This window comes from Nocardia sp. NPDC049707 (assembly GCF_040674855.1).
GTDB lineage: Bacteria > Actinomycetota > Actinomycetes > Mycobacteriales > Mycobacteriaceae > Nocardia.
Map to the genome: position 1 here is coordinate 1 of NZ_JBFANN010000048.1, position 23,912 is coordinate 23,912.

Sequence of the window (23,912 nt, forward strand, 5' to 3'; positions counted from 1 at the left end):
CATCGGCAGACCGGCACCGATACCGCAGGCATCGCCGCCGACCAGGCCGATGGAGGAGAAGGAAGGGATCAGCGGAGATAATGTGTCATCGGTCATATCGACCACCGTCGAACAGAGAAAACCCGCAGGTGGCGGTGTACGACCAGGAGAGAGTGTCCAGGCGATGCCCGGACCCGGATTTGGGGGCATAAATGCCACAGTTCTGTGTCCGGAGGGGGAATCGACCACTACGCCAACCTCCTGCAACACCGAAAACTGCTGGTCATCGGCAAATAGCGGTCCCTGTACGGTTGGCATCGTCTGGGCGACAACATGTTTGGCATCTACCCCAGCACTGGCACGCCGAACACGGCTGGTACGAACTGTTCACCGTCGTCCACGCACCACCCCCAGCGGCCTGATCCATTCCACCACCCCGCAAAACCAGGCTCTACCAAGGAATAACAGTGGAAGGCTGGGCAGACCAGCGGCTGTCGGCTTATCCAAACCCTGTCGTCTGCGCGGCACCCGCGGCACGCAGACCACCCACAAATCACGTCGGTGGATGCGGGCTCAGGTTCTTGCCACTGCCCCCACGGCCGCTCTCGGTCCCTACCGAGTGTGCGTGACGTTGGATGCCGGTACTGATCCCGATGGAATCCACTGCCGCGCTGGATCATACAGACGATTTACACGTCAAAGCTACGGTCGAGGTACACATTTGAATTCCCAGGACGGTTCGCTTCGTGTGCTTGGCGTTGGGTTTCACGAACGTCGGCCAGTTGGACATGGGGTGCTACGGCGTTGATATATCGGAACAGCTCCTGCCACTGCTGGTCGAACCACGGTTCGTACCGGTATGTCGTCGGGGCTCCGCCCGAGGCCAGCTGGACGATCAAGATCGGCCAGTAGGACCGATGCGCCTCTTTCTTGCTGTTGCGGTCCAATCCGATCGAGGCAATGGTGCCGATCGACACGGACACGATGTGCTGCCAGGGCTCCCTGAGGACCTTCCTGTCCAGTTCCAGGCCTTCTGGAGTGGCCCGAATCATCGTCTGCCGGAAGACCTGTTTCCTGAATCCCCAGAAGAAGAACAGCAATCCTACGGCGACAGCGGCGATTTCGTTCGGGACGACATCCTGGGGCACCCACACCGGCGATACCATCCAAGCAGCGATGGCTACAGCAAGCACCGCCAGCCCTATCGAATAACGTCGAGTCACGTAGGCGCGCACGCGAAACTCATTCTGCGACTGGATCATTCCCCATCCCTTCGGAAACTGTCGAACGAGACCCTACCGGATGCCGGCCGCGCAAACCCTCGCCGATCCGGATGCCGGGTTGCGGGTCTGGCTGCGTTCTACGCCACGAAACATCAAGGGCACGGGTTCCGGCGTGCGTGGGCCGCGTCACGGTTCGACGAGGGCTCGCAGGTGAACAAGAAGAGATTGCACCGGCTCTGGCGGGAGGAAGGCTTGCGGGCGCGGGCGCACTCGCCACGCAAGCGGGCGGGGTGCTCGACTACGCCGCTGGTTGATACGAATGCTCCGAAGGTGGTGTGGGCGTCGGACTTTCAGTTCGACGCCACCGTCGACGGGCGGGCGGTGAAAATCGCTTCGATGCTCGATGAGCACACCCGCGAATCGCTGCTGCACTTGGTGGAGCGCTCGATCACCGCCGAGCGGCTGCTGGCCGAGTTGCAGCAGGTGTTCACCGCGCGCGGTGCGCCACCGAAGGTGCTGCGTATGACAACAGTCCTGAAATGATTTCGGCTGCGCTGCAACAGTTCTGCGCCGACCGGGCGGGGATCGTCTATATCCCGCCCGGCACGCCGTCGAACAACGGTCATATCGAATCGTTCAACCGGCGGTTACGCAGCGAGTGCCTCAACCGTAACCACTGGACGAGCCTTCTCGAGGCCCGGGTCGTCATCGGCGACTTCAAGGACGAACACAATCGGCGGCATCGGCATTCGGCGCTGGGCTATCTGACCCCGGCCGAGTACGCTGCCCGCTGCAGCCGCACCCACGACCCGGTGGCCTGCGAGTTCAACTGAATCAGGACGGAAACAACCCGGACTCGAAAACGGGGTGGTCCCGTCATCGGGGGCCCACAGCAGGTGCTGAGCTTCCTGACCGACCGGATTGATCACGCCAAATGAGCGAGCTTGGACCTACAAAAGTCCGGTTGCCTTGGCGAAGGCAACTATCTGGTCAGCAGTCAGCCTTCTCTCGAAGCCGAAGTGGATCACCAGCATTCGCGGAGAGTTGATATAGGTTGCCTGAGTAGCGTTGTTCACGCCCAACTCCGCCGACTTGTCGGAATTCCAGATCGTATGATCGTCACTCGGAAGAAGATCTTTGTCGCTGTCGATAACGTCCCTTGATGCTTTGCTGTCGATGAACGCGTCGAAGATGCCGGAGTACAGGCCCGCTGGGGCCGAAGCGAGGCTGGCGGGCTGGACGATTCGGCAGGTCACCTCGACGGCATTCATGCGCCCGTCGTGACCGTTGTCGACATCAATGCTTTTCGGCACGCATTGCGAACTCGATGCCGAAAGTTCGGGAGGGAACGCGGAGGTGACATCGGCCGCGGTCGTCGAGACGGTCGGGTAGGTCGGCTGCATTTTGCGATACACCACGAACCCGGTGACCGCGAGGACAACAACGACAACCGGTGCGGCAATCAGAACCCACCGGCGGCTCTTCGAGGGCTTGGCCGGCAGCGGTGACTGCATCGGATACTGCGGGGCAAGTAGCGGATTCGCCTGCGGCGTCGCCATCGGGTGGTGCTGACCATAGACCGGTGGTGACGGCGGCACCCGCTGCATCACGGTCGGCAGTGCCGGACGACTCTGCCATGCACGGACCGTCGGCACCGCCGTAGCCTGTTCGCCCGTCACCACGGTCAGCGCGCTCGCCGACTGTAAGACACCGACCACCGCCGCCACGAACTCGCCACAGCTGTCGTACCTTTCGTCCGGGCGCTTGGCCAGCGCCCGGTACAGCACAGTATCCAGGCCGGGCGGCAGGTCCGGACGGAGTCTGCTCAACGGCGGTGGCGGCTGGCGCATCTGCGCTTCGATCACGGCCACCGGGTTGGTCGCCGCGAACGGCGCACCCCCGGTAAGTAACGCGAACAAGGTGCAGGCCAGCGAATACTGGTCGCAGCGGTGGTCTACCGGGCCCGCGGCCAGCTGCTCGGGCGAGGCGAACGCCAAGGTCGCGGTGAACGTACCCGTTCGCGTCAAACCACCGACGTCGTCGCGCAATCGGGCGATGCCGAAGTCGGCCAGCAGCGCCCGTTCCGGTTCCCCGGGCTCGGCGTTGGCCAACAGAATGTTGGCAGGCTTCACATCCCGGTGCAACACACCGTGCCGGTGCGCGTAATCGAGTGCAGCGGCGGTCTCTCCGATGATCCGCACTGCCCGGGCCACGTCGACGACACCGACCGACGCGGCGTCGGTTCCGGCGACGTACTGCATCGCGATCCATGGGTATCGGCACTCGACGCCACGGTCGTGCACCACGATGATGTTCGGATGTTCCAGGCGCGCAACGATATCGGCTTCACGCTCGAACCGGGCCCGGATCTCGTTGTCGGCGAACATCTCCGGATCCAGCAGCTTCAACGCACTCGACCGCGGCAGTCGCGGATGCCGAGCCAGGTACACCGTCCCCATACCACCCCGGCCAAGCACCCGCTCCAGCCGATACCCGGCGAATACCTCTCCCACACGTGGATCGGCCACACAGCCCCCGTTCGACATCACGAGCATCCCAGCCGCGCAATGCTATCCGAGAGCCCGAATCGATCGCTGACCATCCCCTGCGGTCAAACTCTCCTGCCGCAAACTGCTCATTGGTCAGTCGTGGCTTGGATATGGGGCAGTTCGAGACCAGGCCGAAGACCGGTCGGCGCGCAGCGGTCATGGGCATATCGGTTGATGCTGTCGCGCCAGCACTTCGGGATTGTCGCGGCCGCCATCGATCGTGTACTCGATGACCCGCACCGTCAACGGCGCCGCTGTGCGCTATCCGGGGCCGGAGCTCGGGCAGATCCGGGCCAGCACGAACCGTCGGGCAGCATGTCTAGGTGCCGTGGTTTCACGGTGGATTTCACCCGCCACAGCAAACTCCGTCCCGGTATCGGGCCTGTTTCCACAGATGAATCCGTAGAACCCGCGATCGGCGAGTAGCAGCATCCTTGGTTCGGGCCGCTCGATCACTTCCCGGCCAGCTCGACCTGAGGTCGTGCGGGACACACGCGTTGTTCGCCGCGGCGATCGGGGTGTGAGCATTATCCGATCGAGCAGCGTGGTGTGCGGTGAAGATGGTGCTTGACCGAATCGACGGGTAACGGTCGGCGTACGCCGCGTGCCAGGCGCTTGCTCTGAAGCTCGGCATCCACGCCGAGCCCCTGCGGGTCTGGGTGAAGCAGGCACAGATCGACATCGGAAGGCTCCGGGTGCGACCAGCACGGAGCAGGCGCGGATCAAAGAACTCGAACGAGAAGTGCGAGATCTAAAGGAGGCCAACGAGATTAGGAAGGCGGCCTCGTTCCTTTCGCGCGTCTCAATGCTCGGACGTCCGGGGTATCGCGCCTCGGACGCAACATTTTGGATGAGGCGCGCAGGGCGCGAGCAGCGGCCGGTGTGAGGTCAGGTGGATCCTTCGGTACGACGACTGTGAGTTCGGTTGGTTTTGCGCTGTCATGCAATAGGCGTGTGGGCGTCGACTGGTCGGTCTCGACCGAGGAGTCGGCCGGGCGAACGTTCCGCATGAGGCCCTCTTCTGATCGGCGTGGCGAGCGGGGCCGCATCCAGATCGAGGTGAAGGGCCTCGACCGATACCTGCAGAGCTGAAAAGACTTCCGTGATATGACTGTCCACGGTTCGCCGCGTCGACGTGCCGGTTTCTCAGGATTCTCTCAGCTGAACCCGAATTGAACCCCCACAGGGCTCCCACCTGCGGTTATGCACTGATCCGGCTCGACGCCGCCACCCACCCCTCCTGCATAACCGCAGGTAGAACGGGTGACGTGACGTAACTGTCTGTGTCCGGAGGGGGAGCTGACCCATATCCCCAACCTGGTGTATGCCGCTGACCTGCAACTTCCTTGTCGCTGATAGTGCTGTTAGCGTGCGAACCCGGCGCCAGTTGGTGGGGGCGGGAATCGGTGTGATGCTGCTGCTCTGGGAACACGTCTCACTCTACGGCGAGGTGAAACTGAACACGACCGGCCGCCTCACGCCCAGCGGGTGAGGCGGGAGGCGGCCGGTCGGTGTAGGCAGGGGATTCGGTGCTGGTGGCCGGACCTAGTAGGCGTCGGTCCACTTGAGTGGGTCGCCGCCGCTTCCCGACTCATACATGCCCTTCCTTCTGGTGGGGACCGATTCGCCGGAAAGCTTTACCTCGTCGAAGCGCCACCGCTGGTTGGCAGCGCCTCGCCCGGCGACGACGGCGCGGTAGCCCTGGCCGGCGGGCAGCAGCGTGACGACATTGTCCTGGTGCGAGCCCGGCCAGAACATTCCCCCACTGGCTTCCCACTGGGTCTGGCCCGACTGGCCCCATCCCTGCACGCCCAGCTCGACGGGCCGGGAGCCGTCCAGAGGACCGACATGAAGCTGGAGCCTGCCAATCGGCGACCCCGGCCATGACCCGGATGCGCGAACCGACCAGCCTCGTCGGCCCTGGCGGTTCCCGCACTCATTGACAGCGACTACGCCCTACCCGCTAGTCGGCGGTCACAGCACTCCCGAACCCCAGTTCGCGGCGCACCGCGGCAACGACCTGATTCACGCAGTCTTCGGGTCCGGCCGCGAGGCGGTTGTGGGTCACAGCGAGCGCGAGGCCGTGCTCGGGGTCGGCGAAGGCGATACTGCCGCCGGAACCGTTGCGGCCGAAGATGGTTGGGTTCGTACCCATGGGAGAGCCGGGGCCGCCGAGGAAGAAGCCGTGGGCCTTGGGGATGGGTCCGCCCAGCACGCGGTCGGGGTCGGTGGTGCGCAGGGCGGTGGCCTCGTACAGGGTGGAGGGGCTCAGGAGTTCGCCGGAGAGCGCGGCGGCGTAGAGACGGGCCGCACCGCGGGCGGTGATCGTCGCGGCCGCCGGTACCGCCAGACGGCGGATCTCGGGGCGGTTGGCGAAATCGGCGGTGGGTGCCACGGCCGGCGGGGCGACCCGATGGAAGGCCGGAGGCATGTAATTCAATACGGCGGACCAGTTTCCGTCATAGAGAGTGGCGGCGCGGACGCCGTCGGGCAGAGCGAAGTACAGCTGGCCCTCGATACCAAGCGGGGTAGCGATTTCGTCGAGGACGGCGTCGATGGGCCGGCCGGTGGCGCGGCGCACGATCTCGGCGACCAGGTGTCCGTAGCTCCAGCCGTGGTAGCCGGTGGCGGTGCCGGGTTCCCATTCGGGGCGCTGCTCGGCCAGCCAGGCGGTGACCCCTGCGACGTCGGTGAACTGCTCGACACTGAGATCGGCGGGAAGAGATGGCAGGCCCGCCCGGTGGGTGAGCACATCACCGACGGTGATGGACTCCTTGCCGTGCGCACCGAACTCGGGCCAGTACGCGGCGACCGGGGCGGCGTAGTCGAGCACGCCGCGCTCCACCAACACGGCGACAACGAGGGCGGCGATCCCCTTTCCCGTCGAGTACGACGGGAAAAACGTCTTTTCGTCCACCATCCAGCCCGTGGCGGTGTCCGCCGAGCCGGCGTGGGCCTCGAGCGCGAGACGCCCGTGGACATAGGTCGCGACCTGGATGCCGATTTCCCGGCCGGAATCCACGAGATCGTCGAGCAGCTGCTGAATCATTGTTCCTCACTTGATATTTCGTTCGGCACCAATTATGTGCTGGCGTGTCGTTGTCCGTCGCTTCTCAGCCTGCGCGACTGGGCTTGCGTGCGTCTTGCGCTGATCTGTCGCGCACTCACCTGGCGCTGTCTGTGGGTCGATTCGGGTCAGCTGCGGTGGGGTGTGCCGAACCAGCGGGTCAGCGCGGCGTCGAGGCCGTCGAGGTTGCCGTGGTCCGCGGCCCAGGCGATGCAGCCGTCGGGTCGCATGAGTAGTACCGAAAGATCTTGTGGCCGAGTGGGTTCGGTGGTCACGATGCGGAGGTGTTCTCCCCAGGCGGCAGCCCGGTCGGGCAGTTCGGGCGAGTCGGCGAGATCGAATAGCACCGCCTTGCCGGTGGCGAAGTGTTCGGCCACGCGGGTGCCGTCGGACAACTCCAGGTCGGGAACCGATGAACCGGTGCGGGCATGGGTGCCGCCGAGGTCGTAGCGGTGCAGGACTCCGGAGGTCTTCTTGAAGATCGTGGTGGCGCCGTCGCGGCCCGCAAGGAGTTCAGCGGTGACCGCGCGCACGGCGCGGCTGCGGGGGTCGGTGCGCATGATCGGGATCTGGGCGCGGGTCCATTCCAGGACCCATTCGCCGACGGGGTGGCGTTCGGTGGTGTAGGTGTCGAGCAGATCGGCGGGTGCCCAGCCTGTTGCCACTGCGGCGAGTTTCCAGCCGAGGTTGACCGCGTCGCCGATGCCGAGGTTGAGGCCTTGGCCGCCGAAGGGGGAGTGCACGTAGGCGGCGTCGCCGGCCAACAGCACCCGGCCCCTGCGGTAATCGGTGGCTTGGCGGGTGTTGTCGGTGAAGCGGGTGGCCGAGATGACCTTCGTGATGTGGACCTGCACGCCAGAGACACGGCGCAGGCTGGCTTGCAGTTCCTCGGCGGTGACGGGGGTGGCTCGGTCCGTGGGCGGGCCATCGAGCTCGACGGTGAGAAAGCGGCCCGGCATGGGACCGAAGGTGTCGATGCCGGTGGGAGTGGTGTGCCAGCCGGGGGCGAGGTCGTCGGTGCCGGTCATCTCCACCAGCGCCTGGCGGCCGGTGATCTCGGGATCGACTCCGGGGAAATCGAATTCGGCGAGTCTGCGGAGCCGCTCACCTCGACACCGCGCCGAATCTCAACACCCAGGTCGATGGCGCGACGGGTGAGAATGGCCTCAACAGCCTGCTGGGACACCAGGAACGCCTCCCCTGCCGGGCCGACCTCAGCCAAGGCGGGGTCCTCGAAATCGACCTGGTTCGGGTCGATGATGATACCCGCGAAATGCCCGACGACGGGACGATGCCCGCTCGCCCGCACCGGCATGGACTTGCCTGTGCCACGCAGGAATCGATGGAAACGCGCCAGCGCATCCTCTTGGACGGCGAGCAGCTGGGGCAGCAGTCCGCACCGGTCGAGCGCCTGTGCGGTGGGCACATTGATCGCGCCGGTCGTGAAAACGTCGGCCTCGCACTTGCGGGGATAGTCCGGTATTGAGCGACTGCGCGCCGAGGTCGATCAGGTCGGCCCCGCACGTGCGGGGATTGTCCGTGGATGCTGCCCCGGGGCAGGGTCAGCAGTGTGATGTCGGCCCCGTACGCGCGGGATGGTCCGGCATGGCGGAGGGGTTTGGTTTCGACTCGTGGTCGACCCCGCAGGCACACGAATAGTCCGCGTAGGCGCGGACACCGCCCAGGCCAATTCCGGCACAGCCAACTGTGCGCCCCGCGAGCGGTGCCGCAGCTTATGACATAGTGATGTATTGAGACTGGGTGGATCGAAGTGATCCGCACGGCTCACCTACAGAAAAGAAGTAGTAAATAACATGGCTCAAGGCAGTGTGAAGTGGTTCAACGGTGAAAAGGGCTTCGGCTTTATCGCTCAAGACGGAGGCGGCCCTGACGTCTTCGTGCATTACTCGGCTATCGGCGGGGCGGGTTTCAAGTCCCTCGAAGAGGGCCAGCGGGTGGAGTTCGAGGTAGGCCAGGGCCAGAAGGGTCCGCAGGCTCAGGACGTCCGCGCTATCTGATCGGCGTGACTTGCACAGGCTCCGCACCGTTGAGGTGCGGAGCCTTTCGCGTTCATGCGGCTGGTGCGGCGACGGCAGTTGCTCAGATCCGCGAGTCCGCGGTACGAGTCAAACGGTATTGCTGGCGCCGCCACCGCCCGTGCACTGGTCTGGCTGTGGTACTCCGGCACCGGCCTGGACGCCACCACCATCGACCTGCTCTGGCAGGCGTTCCTGCGCCGGTTCGACATCGAGCACACCTTCCGCATGCTCAAGCAAACCCTCGGATGGACCGCCCGAAACCACGCGACCCCGCCGACGCCGACCGCCGGACCTGGCTGCTACTGGCCGCCTACACCCAACTGCGTCTTGCCAGAGGACTCGCCGCCGACCAGCGACGGCCGTGGAAGAAACCCGTTGCCCCGCAACAACTCACACCAGCACGCGTCCGGCGAGGGTTTCGGCACCTCCGCCCGAACATCTCCTGCCCGGCCGGTGCACCGAAACCCACACGCCCAGGACCCGGCCGCCCGGCAGGCCTACGCAACTAACGACCCGCACCCCGCCACGACGTCCACATCAAGACCGCCAGCAACACCCGAGCATCAACCCCTGCCGGACCACGACCACGCCGCAGCTAAAAACTCAAGCTAGGCGCGCGGTGTTGCGGCCAGGCGCAGACACGGAGCGGCTCTCTTTGCGGAACCGGTGCGTTGGTGAGTTCGGTTGTGTTGCGGAGGCCATGCCCAGCAGGTTCGGCCTTCCTACTGCATCACGACTGACTCCGCTGCGCTGGCCATTCGTAGCCGTGACACGGGCATACTCCAGTCATCGTTTCCGAACCGCGACCTGTGTGCTTGCGATCAATCCCTGCGGGGCAGAAGCCCGTCGAGAGCGTAGGCGACGGCTGTCCGGACCCGGCTGTCCGGATGATCACGCAACCGCGTTAGTTCCGGTACGACCGACGTATCGTGGAGTGCGATTAGCGCCTTCGCGGCGGAGAGACAGACCGCTTCGTCAGCGAGCAATTCGGTCTTAGAGCAGACATGGGCGGCTCCGGCGAACCAGTCTCCGGCGAACCAGTCATTGCATCCCTCGTCCTCGGACTCAAGGATGTACTCTTCGGAGAATTCCTCAAGCTCATCGTGCCCATTGTTCACGTAGTACCAGCCGTAGATTCCTTCGATATAACGGTAGCTACAACGCAACCGGACCCACGAACGCTCGCTGTCTCGGTTCTGCTCGAGCCTCGGAACTCGGGTGTTTTCGTGTAGGAGCGCGGTTACGAGCGCGGGGGTTGCTTTCGGATCGCCGAGTTTGCCGAGTGTCAGCGCGACTCGTTGACGTATCACTGCCCGGCGGGCCTCCAATAATGGCAGCAGGGCCTCGACGGCACTTGAGGCGTCGGCCGTCTCAGCAATCTTTTCAACGGCCTGCAGCATTTTGTGCATGCGATTTCCCTCGTCGTCCCATCGGGTTTGCAGTATCGCCGCCAAACCTTCGGCATCACCGAGTTCGCCCAGCGCCCATACCGCTGCCTTCCTCACCGCTGGATCCACGTCCGCCGTCGACTCGCGAAGCTGCGCAGCGTATGCGGGATCAACCAGCCAATGGGGATCGAAATCGTCGGAGGAGCGAACGCGCCCGGCATCTCGGACAGTTGGAGCCGTACCGCGCAGCGCGCCCGAGGACATCACGTAACTCACGCCTTGACTCTCGGAAAATCGGATCGGGATCGGCTTTCCACTCACCCGCGCGAACAGTCGCCATTGTGGATCTAATCGCTCGATCGGCAGTTCTCCCTGCTCACCGCCAGGCAAGTGGTACAGCAAGGTCGCGCAGAGACGGCCACTACCCGAAGGAAAGCCCCCTTTCGGGTACAGCCACAGATCGAAATGGATGGTGTCCCTGTCGGCGGGATTGATAACGAGCGTCGGCTCGAGATCATGCGTGGCTTTCTGGCGGTACTCGAACGGAAACGCATACAAAGCGTCGGGCGGTCGTGCGCCGGAGGGACCACCGGACTGTGTCACCACCTCGCCGGTAATGTGCTGCACTCGGATCCCGGTGATCAACTCCTGCAGGGCATGGATTTCTACGAGCTCTACCGGTGATACGGCTGCACGCTGCAGACCGGCGGGTCGGACCAATGGGGCAACTTGACCGCTGGCACGGACCTGACCCACCGGGCCGAGGGGGTCAGCGTGCATGCCCTGGCTACGCCGCTCATCACGAAGGCCGACGGTACGAAGTTCGGCAAGACGGAGGGCGGCGCGATCTGGCTTGACCCGGAGATGACGTCGCCGTATGCGTTCTACCAGTTCTGGCTCAACGCCGAAGACGCGAAGGTCACCGACTACCTGAAGATCTTCACCTTCCGGGAACGGGAGGAAATAGATGCCCTCGATGCGGTCACCCGCGAGCGCCCTGCCGAGCGGGTAGCGCAGCGCGCTCTAGCTGAGGATGTCACCTCGCTCGTTCACGGCAAGGAGGCGGTGGTCCGAGTCCGAGAGGCCAGCCAGGCGCTGTTCGGCCGCGGCGATCTCGCCGCCCTCGACGCATCGACGCTGCGGGAGGCCGTTCAGGAACTACCGTCGGCGGCTGTTCCACGTGGCGAGCACGACATCGTCGATCTGCTCGCCGCGACCGGTCTGGTGGCAAGTAGATCGGCCGGTCGGCGCACGATCGCCGAGGGCGGGGCGTATGTGAACAACGCCAAGGTCAGTGGCGAGGATGCGACCGCCGACGTCGCGGATCTGCTGCACGGCCGGTGGATACTTCTGCGTCGCGGTCGGCGTTCGCTGGCCGTAGTCGAGGTCGTCTGAGCATCGAAACCGGCTGGGGTGCAGTGGCGCCCACGCCGGTTGTCCATTGAACGTTATGGACGCGTTCAGTTGACCGGATCAGCATCTCGAATCGGGTCGAATTCCGCTGTTCTACTGGCTGATTCATGATCCGCCACGTGACGACGACATCACCCATGACACATGGTTGCGTCCTCGCCGCAATGGCCGAACCGGACACACTCGACCTATCCCGGCAACAATCTGCCCGACCCCAAGCGCCATATCATCAGCAGTGAGTTCCGAAATCACTCTCACACCGTACGAGAGCCATCCGACACGAAAGGTCCAGATGGGCTCCGCCACAACAGAACTCATCGTCCGAGCAGCCATCCGCGACGGCGATAGGCTGCTCGTGGCACGCGAACACGGAAAACAATGGGCATTCCTCCCAGGAGGACACATCGAACCCGGCGAGTCAGTCGAAGCCGCGCTTGTCCGCGAGATCGCCGAAGAACTCGGTGCCCGAGCAAAGATCCTCGGTCTTGTCGCCGTCGTCGAGCACGGTTACATCGATGACAACGAGATAACCCACCACGAGATCAATCTCGTGTTCGACGCCGAACTGGCGGATGAAGCATCCAGTCAAGAAGCGCATCTCGAATTCCAGTGGATACCAACAGCCGAACTCCCGACGACCGACCTGCGTCCGAGCGCGATGAAGGATTTCATCGGCACCACAACCCGGTCAAGCTGGCATAGCTGAGCGGGCTGACCCCGCCACCGCCCTGCACGACTTAGCCCATCCTATGGGCGCCGGAACCGATTTCGCGCTTGGCTATTTCCCCCGAGCGCATCAACCCCGGTGACGGGTGGCGGCCCCGAACCTACTATCGGACATAGTTCCGGAGTCGATATCCCGCGCAGGGTGGCCCGGGGGAGAATCTCACTGCGGCTTCCGCGGGTTGAGGTGGAGTTCACGCAACCGTACTGGTTCGACGTCACTCGGTGCGCCCATGAGGAGGTCCTGCGCGCTCTGGTTGAGCGGGAACGCAATGGTTTCGCGGATGTTGGGCTCATCCGCCAGAAGCATGACAATTCGGTCCACGCCTGGCGCGATGCCAGCGTGGGGCGGTGCACCGTAGTGCAGAGCGCGGACCATGCCACCGAAGTGGCCGTCCACGTGCTCCTTGTCGTAGCCAGCAATGCGGAAGGCTTCGTACATGATGACCGGGTCGTGGTTACGGACCGCTCCGCTGGATAGTTCGATGCCGTTGCACACGATGTCGTATTGCCACGCAAGGATATCGAGTGGCTCCTGATTGCGGAGTGCGTTCAACCCGCCTTGAGGCATCGAGAAGGGGTTGTGGCTGAACTCGATCGAGCCGTCGTCGGCTTTCTCGTACATCGGGAAGTCGACGACCCACGCGAAACGGAACACGTCTTCCTCGAAGATGCCCGCTCGCTTGGCCGCTTCCAGCCGGACTTCGCTCATGATCTTCGCGACGTCGGCGTCGTGTCCGGCACCGAAAAACACTGCGGTACCAGGCTTTCCCTCGACTGCGGAAACAAGCTGCTGGGTCACCTCTTCAGTCAGGAACTTCGCGATCGGCCCCGAAAGCGCGCCGTTGTCGCCGATCTTGACCCATGCCAGACCGGCTGCGCCCAGTTCGATCGCGAATGCACCGAGTTGGTCGTAGAACGAACGCGGCTTGTCGGCGCAGTCGTGGACCGCCAACGCACGGACGTGTTTGTTCGAGAATGCCTTGAACTCGCTGTCACGGAACAGATTTGAAACATCGACTAGTTCGAGCGGAGCGCGAAGGTCGGGCTTGTCCGTGCCGTACCGAGCCATCGAGTCGCGGTAAGCGATCCGGGGGAATGGTGCAACCGTCTGACGGTCCGGTGCGAACTCGTTGAACAGCTCAACGAACACTTCCTCGATGACTTGGAACACGTCCTCTTGCTCGACGAAGCTCATCTCGATGTCGAGCTGATAGAACTCGCCGGGCGAGCGGTCGGCGCGGGCGTCCTCGTCACGGAAACAGGGCGCTATCTGGAAGTACCGGTCAAAGCCGCTGATCATGAGCAGCTGTTTGAACTGCTGCGGAGCCTGCGGCAGAGCGTAGAACTTGCCGGGGTGGGTTCGGGAGGGCACCAGAAAGTCGCGGGCGCCTTCCGGGCTGGTCGCCGACAGGATCGGGGTCTGCATGTCGAAGAACCCGCGGGTGGTCATTTTCTGCCGGATGGCCGCGATGACGGCCGAACGCAACAGAATGTTGGCGTGCATCCGTTGACGGCGCAGATCGAGGAACCGGTAGCGAAGGCGACTCTCCTCACCTACCCGATCCTCAGGAAAAATCTGGAACGGAAGCGGCTCGCAGGTCCCGAGGACTTCGAGGTCCGAGACCTCTACCTCAATCTCGCCCGATCCGATTTCGGGGTTCACGTTCTCCGGAGCGCGACGAAGTACTCGCCCGTCGACTCGGATCACTGATTCCTTGGACATATGGCTGAGCTGGTTGAAGAAGGTCGAGCTGGGCCGCGCAACAAGCTGGACGATGCCGTAGTTGTCCCGAAGATCGATGAACAGCACGCCTCCGAGGTCACGCCGATTGTGAAGCCACCCGGACAGCCGCACGTGGCGGTCGACATCCGATGAACGCAGCTCGGCGCAGGTGTGGGAGCGGTATGGGTGCATCATCCATCCGTGATCGGGGGAGCGAGGTCAGTCGCCCGATGGCTTGGGATAAGTTCAAAGCGTACGTCAAAGCCGCCTCTAGCCGCAGCACCGGCCGGTCCGGATCTGCGCGTGGGTGGCGGAATTCGGGACGATCTGTCGAATCTCGCTGAGCGCTACAGGATTACGAGGACGGTCAAACTTTATGACGCGTCAACGTCTGCTATGCCGTTGAGTTCGCTCGTCTCGGGTTCGAACGAGATGCTGCGGGCGCGCAAACAGATGAAGCGTCCAGTCAAGAAGCGCATCTCGAATTCCAGTGGATACCAACAGCCCAACTCCCGACGACCGACCTGCGTCCGAGCGCGATGAAGGATTTCATCGACGCCACAACCCGGTCAAGCTGGCATAGCTGGGCGGGCTGACCCCGCCACCGCCCTGCACGTCTGAGCCCCTCCTTTGGACGCCATAGGGGCCAGCAACGAGAAGCACCGCGACACCTACGACGGCAGCGGATCCTTCATGGCGCTACCTACCCCGCAAAGCTGACATCAGCGCCGCTGCGCACCACCGTAGGCTTAGCCATTTCATGTTAGGGCCAGTTCGTAGACGGCCCGACTGCGGCCTGGTCCTTTGAAGTCGGTGATGATCGAAACTCCGTCGTTCTCGTGATCGCCGGGTACGTTGACGAAACCGAGCGTTGCCCATGTGGCTTGCGCTGCCTGGTTGTCGGGTTCGGAAGTGAGATACAGGCGCTCGCACGCCCATTTCTCGGCCTGTGACCGTACGCTCTGCAGAAGAGCCCGTGCGATGCCGCGCCGTCGGTGCTGCGGATGGATCATCACATCTTGGATGTACACATCCCCGGGGTCCGTCTGGCTTCGGAACGCGATCACCGCTCCGGTGACGGTGTTGTCCTCCTCAATCGTGATGGGACAAGTCGTGGAGAACAGTTTGGCGTAGAGCCAGTAGTCGGACAGGGTGCGTGCCGAGATGTATGGCTCGCCGAGCTTCATGAGCTCCTGGACTTCGGTGATGTACTCGGGTTGCAGGGGGACGACGATCACGGGCGCTCCTCGGTGCGGATCTTTCGGACGATGCTGGTCAACTGATACGCGATGTCTGCCGAGTCGACGGCGCCAGCGATGCTGCGGCCGACGCCCGCTCCCGGGGAGGCAACGTTCACACAGTCGCCGCCATTGTCAGTAGTCGTCGCGGATTCGTTGTGGTCATTTGTTCGATGTCGGTCTCTGGCACGCCAACCGTCCGCATCCAGGGGAGGACCTGGGCGAATAGGTGGCGGTATCCGTGGCTTCCTCCGCGGCGGGTCAGCATGGGCAGGAATACGTCGGTGCCCAAAACTAGTTGGGAGGCGTGGCCTTCGCGTAGGAGGATGGTGACGGCGGTGAGCCGCTGCCAGTCGTTCTCGATGACCAGGCCGAGATCTGGTTCGGACCAGTTCTGTCCGAAACAGTCGAAGGATAGTGTCACGCCGCTGGTTGCATAGGCTTGGCGCCAGTCGTGTGCCCTGGTCGTGGGTGTGGCAAGGTGCGGAGAGAGGATGAGGCGAGTGCGGGATTCGGTGCGCCCCTTGGCGGTCGCGGTGGCCGGTGCGGTATCGCAGGCCATGTCGGCTGTGTTGCCGGCCGAGGTGGCGGGAGCCGATCCGCTGGTGCGCCGATCCGATCATGCCGATTTCCAATCCAATGTGGCCCTGTCGCTGGCCAAGAAGATCGGTCGTGCTCCCCGCGAGGTTGGTGCCTCGATCAGTGAGCAGCTGCGTGATGAGGTGATCGCGGATACCGAGTTGTCGGGCCCGGGATTCATCAACATCTCGGTCACTGGCTCGTCGGTGTGGTCGCAGCTGGCCGCGCGGCGGGACGCGGATCGGCTGGGAGTGGGCACGCCGCTCGAGGGTGAGCGGGTGGTGATCGACTATTCCTCGCCGAATATCGCCAAGCAGATGCATGTCGGTCATCTGCGGACCACGATCATCGGCGATGCCCTCGCCCGTGTGCTCGGATTCCTTGGCGCGCAAGTCATCCGGCAGATCCATTACGGGGACTGGGGCACCCAGTTCGGGATGCTGATTCAGTACCTCGACGAGCATCCCGAAGCCAAGTGGCATCAAGACGACCTGTCCGGGAACGCGGACGCGCCGATCGAGGCTCTGGACCGGTTGTATCGGGCCGCGCGGGCGAAGTTCGATTCCGATTCTGGTTTCGCGGATCGGGCGCGAGCGAGGGTGGTGGCGTTGCAGTCCGGCGACGAGGACACGCTGCGGGTGTGGCGGGACCTGGTCACCGAGTCACAGCATTCGTTCCAGGCGCTGTACGACCGGCTGGGGGTGTTGCTGGCACCGGAGGATGCGGCCGGGGAGTCCACGTACAACCCGTATCTGGACGAGGTGACCGACGAGCTGGTCTGTGCCGGGCTCGCGGTGGAAAGCGACGGTGCGCTGTGCGTGTTCTTCGACGAGTTCACCGGCCCGGACGGTAAACCCGCGCCGTTGATCGTGCGTAAAAGCGACGGCGGATACGGGTACGCGGCAACCGATTTGGCGACGATCCGTTACCGGATCCGCAAGCTGGCAGCCACCAAGATCCTCTACGTGGTCGATGCCCGCCAGGCCCAGCATTTCGAGATGGTATTCGCCACCGCCCGCCGCGCGGGCTGGCTGACCGATGACGTGGAAGCGATCCACGTGCCGTTCGGGACCGTGCTGGGCGCGGACGGCCGCCCGTTCAAGACCCGGTCGGGCTCGACGATCCCGTTGACCGAACTGCTGGATTCAGCGGTGGATCGGGCCAGGGAGATCGTGAAGGAGAAGGCGTCGGGTCTGGACCCTCAGACCCTCGAGCAGGTCGCTGAGGCGGCTGGTATCGGGTCGGTGAAGTACGCCGACCTGTCCGGATCGCGGATCAAGGACTACGTCTTCGACGTGGACCGCATGGTCAACTTCACCGGCAACACCGGTGTCTACCTGCAATACGCCCATGCCCGCATCCGATCCATCCTGCGCAACGTCGCGCCCGCCGACGCCTCCCAGGTGGTGGACACCGAGCTGGCGCTCGAACCGGCCGAGCGGGCGCTGGGCCTGTTGTTGGACGAGTTCGGCAAAGCGGTCACCGATGTGGCCGATAGCCTCGAGCCACACCGCCTGGCCGGGTACCTGTTCGCACTCGCGCAAACCTTCACCACGTTCTACGAGGCGTGCCCGGTGCTGAAGGCCGAAGATCCCCGCGTGCGCGGCAACCGGATCGCGTTGTGCCAGTTGACCGGCGACACTCTCGCCAAGGGGCTCGAGTTGCTGGGAATCGCTGCGCCAGAGCGCATCTGATACGCGAATATTTTCGGCTGCGTCGATAGCGGTTGTCCTGCTACGGTTTTCGGTCATGGATGCCCCGGGAGGGGACACGTTGGCGCTGTTGCTTGACACCGGCGGCATCCAGGTCCTCACCGGCGCCGAAGCCGAGGAGCCGGCGTGAGCGCATCGAAGGTCCAGAGTTACCTCCACCGATACCCCGACACGAAAGCCGCGATCACCAGTCCTGCTCAACCAGCCCGCGGCAGCGGTGACGACCTGGTCGACGAGCACATGGCGCTGATGATCGCCGCGCTGTTCGAGCAGATCACCGTCGAGGTGTCGCCTGAGACGTTGTCGAAAGACCAAGCGGCCCTCTACATCCTGGTGATGCCGCGTTCGATGGGTACGCGGCTGACACCGGTCTACTGCGGCAGGAGCTCGAGTTGACCTCGGATCCGCTGGGCATCCTGTTGGGCGGTCTGCTGGCGAGCGCGGATTCCTTCAACGACATCGGCGGGTGCCTTCGCCAGGAACCCTTCGTTGCCGAGTTTCTTCGCCGCAGTATCCAGCTCCTTCTCGGCGGCCACGAGGGCCTTCTGCAAGCGACGTCGTTCGGCTTCGACATCGATTGCCTGGGAAAGGTCGAGACTCACGCGTGCCTGGCCGATCGGCAACGTCGCTGTCGCGCTGAACCCCTGCGTGGCAGGTTCGAGCCGAAGCAGTTGCCGAATCGCAGGCTCATGCGCCGCCAATGTAGGTGTGAGCTCGAGCTCGGCAGGTACCCGCTGACTGGTGCGCACCCCCTGGTCGGAGCGGAAACGACGAACTTCGGTGACGAGCTCTTGCAACTCGGCGATTTCGGATTCTGCGTCGCGGTCGCGATAACCGGGATCTGTTGGCCAGGAAGCGATGACGACGGATTCCTGCCCGGTGAGGGTGGTCCAGAGCTTGTCGGTGACGAACGGAACGATTGGATGCAGCAGGCGCAGAAGGCTGTCCAGAACATGCCCGAGAACCCGGCGTGAGGTGTCGGCTGCTGCGCCACCCGCGGAGTAGGTCGTCTTGGACAGCTCGAGGTACCAGTCGAACACTTCGTCCCACGCGAAGTGATACAGCAACTCGGCAAGTTTGGCGAACTGGTAGTCCTCGAACAGTGCGTCCGCTTCGGCTATGACGGTGTTGAGGCGCGAGAGAATCCAGCGGTCGACCGCCGAGAGTGTCTCCGGGGCCGGGATGGGTCCGGTCGTGGTGGCACCGTTGAGCAGGGCGAAACGGGTTGCGTTCCAGATCTTGGTGGTGAAGTTGCGGGCGCCTTCGACGGACTCTTCGCTGATCGGGGCGTCGGTTCCGGGGTTGGCGGCGCGAGCGAGCGCGAAGCGCAGCGCGTCGGTGCCGTAGGCGTCCATCCAGGTGATCGGGTCGACGACGTTGCCGAAGGACTTCGACATTTTCTTGCCGAACTTGTCGCGCACCATGCCGTGCAATGCGATCGTCGCGAACGGTGGCTGGCCGGTGGCGTAGAGCCCGAACATCATCATCCGCGCGATCCAGAAGAACATCAGGTCGTAGCCGGTGAACAACACTGAATTCGGGTAAAACTTGGCGAGGCTTTCGGTCTTGTCGGGCCAGCCCATGGTGGAGAACGGCCACAGTGCCGAGGAGAACCAGGTGTCGAGGACATCGGGGTCCTGCACCCAGCCTTCGGGTGCGGTCTCGTTCGGCCCGACGCACATGACCTCGCCCGCGGATCCGTACCAGATCGGGATACGGTGGCCCCACCACAGTTGGCGGGAGATGTTCCAGTCGCGCAGGTTGTCGACCCAGTCGAAATACCTGGACGCCAACTCGGGCGGATGGATGGCGACGCGGCCGTCGCGGACGGCGTCGCCCGCGGCCTTGGCCAGCGGCGCGACCTTGACCCACCACTGCATCGACAGCCGGGGTTCGATGACGGTTCCGCAGCGCGAGCAGTGCCCGACCGCGTGCACATAGGGGCGTTTCTCGGCGACGATGCGGCCGTCGGCGCGCAGGGCGGCGACTACTCCGCTGCGGGCTTCGAGCCGATCGAGTCCTTGGAACGGTCCGGCGGCGGTGATGATCGCCCGTTCGTCCATCACGGTCAGCGATGACAGGTTGTGGCGTTGCCCGATCTCGAAGTCGTTCGGGTCGTGGGCGGGGGTGACTTTGACTGCGCCGGTACCGAATTCGGGGTCGACGTGCTCGTCGGCGACGACCGGGATACGGCGGCCGGTCAGCGGCAGAACAATCTCGCGACCGATCAGATGGCGGTAGCGGTCATCGTCGGGATGCACGGCGACGGCGGTGTCTCCGAGCATGGTTTCCGCGCGGGTGGTGGCGACCACGATCGAGTCCTCGCCGTCGCCGTAGCGGATCGAGACCAGCTCGCCGTCGAGTTCCTTGTGGTCGACCTCGATATCGGAGATCGCGGTGGTGCAGCGCGGGCACCAGTTGATGATGCGTTCGGCCCGGTAAATCAGTTCGTCGTCGTAAAGACGTTTGAAGATCGTCTGGACCGCGTGGGACAGGCCCTCGTCCATGGTGAACCGCTCGCGTTCCCAGTCGACGCCGTCACCGAGGCGACGCATCTGGTCGGAGATCGCGCCGCCGGACTCGGCCTTCCACCGCCACACGCGTTGCTCGAATGCCTCGCGGCCGAGGTCGTGACGGGACAGTCTCTCTTTCGCCAACTCACGTTCGACCACGTTCTGGGTGGCGATGCCCGCGTGGTCCATGCCGGGCTGCCACAGGGTTTCGAACCCCTGCATTCGCTTGCGGCGGGTGATGGCGTCGATCTGGGTGTGTTCGTAGGCATGGCCCATATGCAGGCGGCCGGTGACATTCGGCGGCGGGATGACGATCGCGTACGCGGGCTTGTCGCTGGTCTCGTCGGCCTTGAAGTAACCGCGGTCTACCCACCGTACGTACAGCTCGCCTTCCAGCTCTACCGGTACGAACGTCGTCGGCAGGGTTGTGGGGTCGATACTGTTCTGGGGGTGGGTTTCGGTCACAGTCGCCCAGCATATTGCCTGCCCATCACCACTCGGACCGGTACCAGGAGATGACCGCGATCCGGTCGGGCTGGTCATGGGATGCCCAGCGAATCCGCCCGGCTGGACCAGGCTACTTGGCGCTGCCGAGCCACGACGAGGGCTTGATCGAGATCGACGGCCGCCATGTGGAGCAGGTCGGTCAACCGGTCAGGCTTGCTTGCGCACACGAATGCGGTGAGCTCGGCGGCGGGACGGTCGTCACCGAGTACGGCACGGAAGTAGTCCAGGTTCTTCTCCACCACGATTTGTGTCATCGCCAGCTCACTGACCTGTGTGGCGGACAAGCGGGGGAACCGCCGATGGATGCGGTACTCGTGGAACGAGCCCGACACACAGTCGATCACGTTGGCGATGCCGCGACGGTGCCGGGCAGCGAGCAGGTCGATGGCGAAGGCCCAGTCCTGCCACTTGCGAATCCGGGGGTCGTAGCCGCCCGCGGCGAGTCCATCGGCGCGTCGGTAGAGAATCGACATCGGCGCATGATGCTTGCGGACCAGCAGCTCCTCGCGGCAGGGGTACGCCGAGATCGTCAGCCCGTCGAAGTCGCCGAACATCCGCGAGTAGGTATGCACGAAGGCGACTTGTGGTGCCGAGTCCAGAATCCGCACAGCCCGTTCTGGAAAACCGCCGTGAGCCAGCAGCGCGGGGTCGGTGGCGAGACGGTCATCGCAGTCCAGGGGCAGGACATAGTCGAGGCGGGCAGCGTCGATTCCAGCGTTGCGGGCTGCCTGGGCTCCATGGTTGCTCGGCAACCGCACAACCCTCACACCCGCCTGTTCGGTCGAGGCTTCAATCGCGGCAATCGTGGCAGTATCGTCGCTGCCGTCATCGATGACGATGATCTCGTACGGGATGGAAAGCGATTGCTGGACAATGGATTCGATGGCATCAGCCAGAAGGTCTCCGCCATTGTAGCAGGGCAGAATAACGCTGACGCCGTGGCCCGATAATTGGCTCATCGGTCCGCCTGATCGGTGGCATCGCGATGTGCGCAGACGGTTATTCGGTTGGCCTCGAAGTAGTTTCGTGGAGAGTCGGTATTGCGTTCAGCATGTGGAGTCAACACCATGTGCACGCTCCAGCCGGCATACAGGTGTTCGATAGTCGCGCAGAAGATTCCGGCGGTGTAGGCGGCCTCGTCTTCGATGAATACGCTGCGGCCTTGGCGGTCAGTGCGACTGATGTCGGTGAACACCTCGAGGAAGTGTGCGGCCCCGTCGGGTGCTGTTTCGATGCAGCGTGTGAGCACTTTCCTAACCTGGTCTTGACGCAGGTAGTGCAGCACGTCTTTGGCGACAACAATCCCGAATTGCTGTGCCACGGGATAGTTTTCGATCCGCTTCTCAATAATCTCGATGCGGTGGGCCCAGTCCGGGCAGCCCGCCAGCCGTGAGCGCAGGATCCGGGCTGGCACCTGGTCGACGGCGGCGACATCGAATCCTGTGCGAGCCAACGCCACGGTGTAGGTGCCCATCCCGTATCCCAGCTCCAACGCGGTGCGTGGTGTGCGGGTGCCGATGGAATTGAGGAATCCGGCGAACCGGTCGGAGACCGGCGCGCAGAGCCGTTCGGCAGTCTGAGCGCCGTCGGCGAGGGCGTTGAGATAGAACTCGCTGAGCTCATGTTGGGAACGAACAACGCACATGTGGCAGCTCCTAGAATCCGTCGATTTCGACTGTTTGACCGGGAATGCGCAGAGAAAGCGCGAGCGCCTCGGTAACGCGCATCGGCAGGAAGTGCTCATTGAGGCGGCTGCGGGTTTCGGTGCCGCGCAACCAGTTCTGCATGAGTGCACGATTGCTGTCGCTGTGGAACAACCCGTCGTGGGTCTCCCGCGAGACGTATTCGTCATCGGTGAGCAACGACGCGTTGGCGCGGGTCAGGATCTCCGCTACCGCGCCGATCTTGTCGGCGTCCGGACCCCGGGGAACGTCGTAGCAGGTGACATGCATCGAGTACAGGGTCGACAACTGCGCTTCCAGATCGACGCTAGAGGTGCGGCCGTTTTTGTTGTAGACCCCGTCCGGGAAGGTCGTCCAATGCCGGATCGAGGGTGTTGTCTGCTCGAATGACAAGGTGCCAAGGGTGATTGTGGTGTCGGTCTCGGCGTCTACGAGCCGGAAGGTGGAGGTGATATCGGTTTCGCCGTAACGGCGCGGTTCCCGCGCCAGAACCGCGCAGCGGGAGTCGCCGCCGAGCATCTCGGTAGCAGGATGGGACACGCGCTGCCATTGATCGGCGGGGTAGGCGCCGAAGGAGCACACCTGCAGTCGGAGTGGCCGAGTGGGGAATAGCAGCTTATTCAGCGAAAGAACCTGCACGGCAAGGTCGATGTAGTGGTAGCTGCCGTGCATCAGCATCCCGTAACCATTGCGGTACGGGTGATCGTCGCGGGTGACGAATTCGTGTTCCAAGTTCCAGACACCGCCGGCCGCCCGAAGGTGGAACGAGGTCAGCGGCGACTTCCACCGCAGCATTCGTTCGCGCAGTGACGTGATGACCCGATCGTTATAGATGCTGTGGTAGCGACTCAGCGTCATCACCGAGTGGTGAGCCTTGCGCCGCTGGGCTGTTGCGATGAGCTCGGCCATGGTGGTCGAGATCAGGGTCGGGTCGAAACGGTCGCCGATCATCGGTGCCAGCACCGGCTTCTCGACCAGCGAATCGATTCCGTCCTCGACGCATTGGCGAAGGTACTGTTCGTGCGAGCCCACCTCGGTGGCGATGTATGCCTTCATAGGAAGACCGGGCACACGGATGCACCCGAGCGCCGAGCGAGTCGTCTCGCGCGTCCGCGTCGGATTTCCCCGGTCCGCTTGGACAAACAACTTCATGCGCGGTTGCGGATCGGCGCCTACGAGCCGCGCCTCGATCACCTCTCGCTCAGATTCCAGGTCGACGATCGACCATGAATCCAGGTATCCGTCGGCGATCGCTGCCTTGATGCACGGCATGTACTTGTTGCGGACGATCGCGTCGAAGCCGATCACGACCAGTTGATGGATGCTCACCAGTACCTCCGTTCTGGGGCGGCGAAACGGTCGGTTCGCCGCCGGTGCCGCATCACTGGGCACGTGCGTCACTCAGCGATCAGCCCAAGAGGAATGCGCGAAAACCACTGCTGTGCTGGGTATTCCAGCGACCTGGCGAGTGATGCGGTGTTTCCACGGTCGCAGTTTCACGACGATGCGGGAAGTAACGTCAGGGGTACTGCGGTGGCACTTAGGGGGTACGCTTCTCACACGAACTGGTACGG

At 63.8% G+C, this 23,912-nt stretch carries 21 protein-coding genes; 7 read left to right on the forward strand and 14 right to left on the reverse strand.

Translation table 11 applies throughout. The features are described 5' to 3' along the window. Positions 1-668: 668 nt before the first annotated feature. Positions 669-1,241, reverse strand: coding sequence for a hypothetical protein (locus AB0J29_RS30750; protein WP_364793819.1), 573 nt, complete (start codon positions 1,239-1,241; stop codon positions 669-671). A 171-nt stretch (positions 1,242-1,412) separates the two neighbouring features. Between AB0J29_RS30750 and AB0J29_RS30755 the strand changes: the two genes are divergently transcribed. Then, a complete protein-coding gene (locus tag AB0J29_RS30755) occupies positions 1,413-1,745 on the forward strand; it encodes a hypothetical protein (RefSeq protein WP_364793821.1) in 333 nt (110 codons plus the stop codon). Further along, positions 1,742-2,035 (forward strand): integrase core domain-containing protein, encoded by a 294-nt coding sequence (locus tag AB0J29_RS30760; protein WP_364793823.1) that lies wholly within the window; start codon positions 1,742-1,744, stop codon positions 2,033-2,035. The genes AB0J29_RS30755 and AB0J29_RS30760 overlap by 4 nt, the downstream gene beginning before the upstream one ends. A gap of 117 nt (positions 2,036-2,152) precedes the next feature. On the opposite strand, the gene AB0J29_RS30765 is transcribed toward AB0J29_RS30760, so the two are convergent. The 5 genes from AB0J29_RS30765 to AB0J29_RS30785 all read right to left on the reverse strand — a co-directional run bounded on the left by AB0J29_RS30765 (position 2,153) and on the right by AB0J29_RS30785 (position 8,244). Next, complete coding sequence (locus AB0J29_RS30765; RefSeq protein WP_364793825.1) at positions 2,153-3,730, reverse strand: protein kinase; 1,578 nt, start codon at positions 3,728-3,730, stop codon at positions 2,153-2,155. Between the two features lie 1,566 nt (positions 3,731-5,296). Next, positions 5,297-5,509 carry a hypothetical protein gene (locus AB0J29_RS30770; RefSeq protein WP_364793827.1) on the reverse strand — a complete coding sequence of 71 codons (213 nt, stop codon included), beginning with the start codon at positions 5,507-5,509 and terminating at the stop codon, positions 5,297-5,299. A 205-nt stretch (positions 5,510-5,714) separates the two neighbouring features. Then, positions 5,715-6,800: a serine hydrolase domain-containing protein gene (locus tag AB0J29_RS30775; RefSeq protein ID WP_364793829.1), complete on the reverse strand. Its 1,086-nt coding sequence runs from the start codon at positions 6,798-6,800 to the stop codon at positions 5,715-5,717. Between the two features lie 146 nt (positions 6,801-6,946). Further along, positions 6,947-7,846, reverse strand: coding sequence for an FAD-dependent monooxygenase (locus AB0J29_RS30780; protein ID WP_364793831.1), 900 nt, complete (start codon positions 7,844-7,846; stop codon positions 6,947-6,949). Continuing rightward, positions 7,843-8,244 (reverse strand): hypothetical protein, encoded by a 402-nt coding sequence (locus tag AB0J29_RS30785; RefSeq protein ID WP_364793833.1) that lies wholly within the window; start codon positions 8,242-8,244, stop codon positions 7,843-7,845. Before AB0J29_RS30785 ends, AB0J29_RS30780 begins: the two co-directional genes overlap by 4 nt. Positions 8,245-8,632: 388 nt before the next feature. Here AB0J29_RS30785 and AB0J29_RS30790 point away from each other — a divergent pair, with 388 nt between their 5' ends. Then, positions 8,633-8,836 (forward strand): cold-shock protein, encoded by a 204-nt coding sequence (locus tag AB0J29_RS30790; protein WP_328404798.1) that lies wholly within the window; start codon positions 8,633-8,635, stop codon positions 8,834-8,836. 842 nt (positions 8,837-9,678) lie between these two features. On the opposite strand, the gene AB0J29_RS30795 is transcribed toward AB0J29_RS30790, so the two are convergent. Next, positions 9,679-10,890: a HEAT repeat domain-containing protein gene (locus AB0J29_RS30795; protein ID WP_364793835.1), complete on the reverse strand. Its 1,212-nt coding sequence runs from the start codon at positions 10,888-10,890 to the stop codon at positions 9,679-9,681. A gap of 51 nt (positions 10,891-10,941) precedes the next feature. Between AB0J29_RS30795 and tyrS the strand changes: the two genes are divergently transcribed. Beyond that, positions 10,942-11,640, forward strand: a complete 699-nt coding sequence (gene tyrS, locus AB0J29_RS30800; RefSeq protein WP_364793930.1) for a tyrosine--tRNA ligase — start codon at positions 10,942-10,944, stop codon at positions 11,638-11,640. A 310-nt stretch (positions 11,641-11,950) separates the two neighbouring features. Then, positions 11,951-12,364 (forward strand): NUDIX domain-containing protein, encoded by a 414-nt coding sequence (locus tag AB0J29_RS30805; protein WP_364793837.1) that lies wholly within the window; start codon positions 11,951-11,953, stop codon positions 12,362-12,364. A 180-nt stretch (positions 12,365-12,544) separates the two neighbouring features. Here the strand turns inward: AB0J29_RS30805 and aspS are convergent, their stop codons facing one another. The 3 genes from aspS to AB0J29_RS30820 form a co-directional block, all read right to left on the reverse strand. Further along, a complete protein-coding gene (gene aspS / locus AB0J29_RS30810; protein WP_364793839.1) occupies positions 12,545-14,302 on the reverse strand; it encodes an aspartate--tRNA ligase in 1,758 nt (585 codons plus the stop codon). A 563-nt stretch (positions 14,303-14,865) separates the two neighbouring features. After that, complete coding sequence (locus AB0J29_RS30815; RefSeq protein WP_364793841.1) at positions 14,866-15,345, reverse strand: GNAT family N-acetyltransferase; 480 nt, start codon at positions 15,343-15,345, stop codon at positions 14,866-14,868. Between the two features lie 115 nt (positions 15,346-15,460). Next, entirely contained in the window at positions 15,461-15,769 is a 309-nt protein-coding gene (locus AB0J29_RS30820; RefSeq protein ID WP_364793843.1) for a hypothetical protein, read from the reverse strand. A gap of 70 nt (positions 15,770-15,839) precedes the next feature. On the opposite strand from AB0J29_RS30820, the gene argS reads away from it, so the two are divergent. Together argS and AB0J29_RS30830 are read left to right on the forward strand one after the other, a co-directional pair. Further along, positions 15,840-17,618: an arginine--tRNA ligase gene (gene argS, locus AB0J29_RS30825; protein ID WP_364793845.1), complete on the forward strand. Its 1,779-nt coding sequence runs from the start codon at positions 15,840-15,842 to the stop codon at positions 17,616-17,618. A 144-nt stretch (positions 17,619-17,762) separates the two neighbouring features. Continuing rightward, positions 17,763-18,032, forward strand: coding sequence for a hypothetical protein (locus AB0J29_RS30830; protein ID WP_364793847.1), 270 nt, complete (start codon positions 17,763-17,765; stop codon positions 18,030-18,032). On the opposite strand, the gene AB0J29_RS30835 is transcribed toward AB0J29_RS30830, so the two are convergent. From AB0J29_RS30835 to AB0J29_RS30850, 4 genes are all read right to left on the reverse strand, one after another. Further along, a complete protein-coding gene (locus AB0J29_RS30835; protein WP_364793849.1) occupies positions 18,008-20,614 on the reverse strand; it encodes a valine--tRNA ligase in 2,607 nt (868 codons plus the stop codon). The genes AB0J29_RS30830 and AB0J29_RS30835 overlap by 25 nt on opposite strands. 74 nt (positions 20,615-20,688) lie before the next feature. Next, a complete protein-coding gene (locus tag AB0J29_RS30840; RefSeq protein ID WP_364793851.1) occupies positions 20,689-21,615 on the reverse strand; it encodes a glycosyltransferase family A protein in 927 nt (308 codons plus the stop codon). Further along, entirely contained in the window at positions 21,612-22,301 is a 690-nt protein-coding gene (locus AB0J29_RS30845) for a class I SAM-dependent methyltransferase (protein WP_364793853.1), read from the reverse strand. Before AB0J29_RS30845 ends, AB0J29_RS30840 begins: the two co-directional genes overlap by 4 nt. Positions 22,302-22,311: 10 nt before the next feature. After that, positions 22,312-23,667, reverse strand: a complete 1,356-nt coding sequence (locus AB0J29_RS30850; protein ID WP_364793855.1) for a hypothetical protein — start codon at positions 23,665-23,667, stop codon at positions 22,312-22,314. Positions 23,668-23,912 lie beyond the last annotated feature (245 nt).

What these genes read in the sequence shown, in the direction of transcription:
- aspS (WP_364793839.1), bottom strand. Translation starts at nt 14,302, where the DNA reads ATGATGCACCCATACCGCTCCCACACCTGCGCCGAGCTGCGTTCATCG.
- AB0J29_RS30770 (WP_364793827.1), bottom strand. Translation starts at nt 5,509, where the DNA reads ATGTTCTGGCCGGGCTCGCACCAGGACAATGTCGTCACGCTGCTGCCC.
- AB0J29_RS30780 (WP_364793831.1), bottom strand. Translation starts at nt 7,846, where the DNA reads ATGACCGGCACCGACGACCTCGCCCCCGGCTGGCACACCACTCCCACC.
- argS (WP_364793845.1), top strand. Translation starts at nt 15,840, where the DNA reads ATGAGGCGAGTGCGGGATTCGGTGCGCCCCTTGGCGGTCGCGGTGGCC.
- AB0J29_RS30845 (WP_364793853.1), bottom strand. Translation starts at nt 22,301, where the DNA reads ATGTGCGTTGTTCGTTCCCAACATGAGCTCAGCGAGTTCTATCTCAAC.
- AB0J29_RS30760 (WP_364793823.1), top strand. Translation starts at nt 1,742, where the DNA reads ATGATTTCGGCTGCGCTGCAACAGTTCTGCGCCGACCGGGCGGGGATC.
- AB0J29_RS30805 (WP_364793837.1), top strand. Translation starts at nt 11,951, where the DNA reads ATGGGCTCCGCCACAACAGAACTCATCGTCCGAGCAGCCATCCGCGAC.
- AB0J29_RS30840 (WP_364793851.1), bottom strand. Translation starts at nt 21,615, where the DNA reads ATGAGCCAATTATCGGGCCACGGCGTCAGCGTTATTCTGCCCTGCTAC.
- AB0J29_RS30790 (WP_328404798.1), top strand. Translation starts at nt 8,633, where the DNA reads ATGGCTCAAGGCAGTGTGAAGTGGTTCAACGGTGAAAAGGGCTTCGGC.
- AB0J29_RS30775 (WP_364793829.1), bottom strand. Translation starts at nt 6,800, where the DNA reads ATGATTCAGCAGCTGCTCGACGATCTCGTGGATTCCGGCCGGGAAATC.
- AB0J29_RS30750 (WP_364793819.1), bottom strand. Translation starts at nt 1,241, where the DNA reads ATGATCCAGTCGCAGAATGAGTTTCGCGTGCGCGCCTACGTGACTCGA.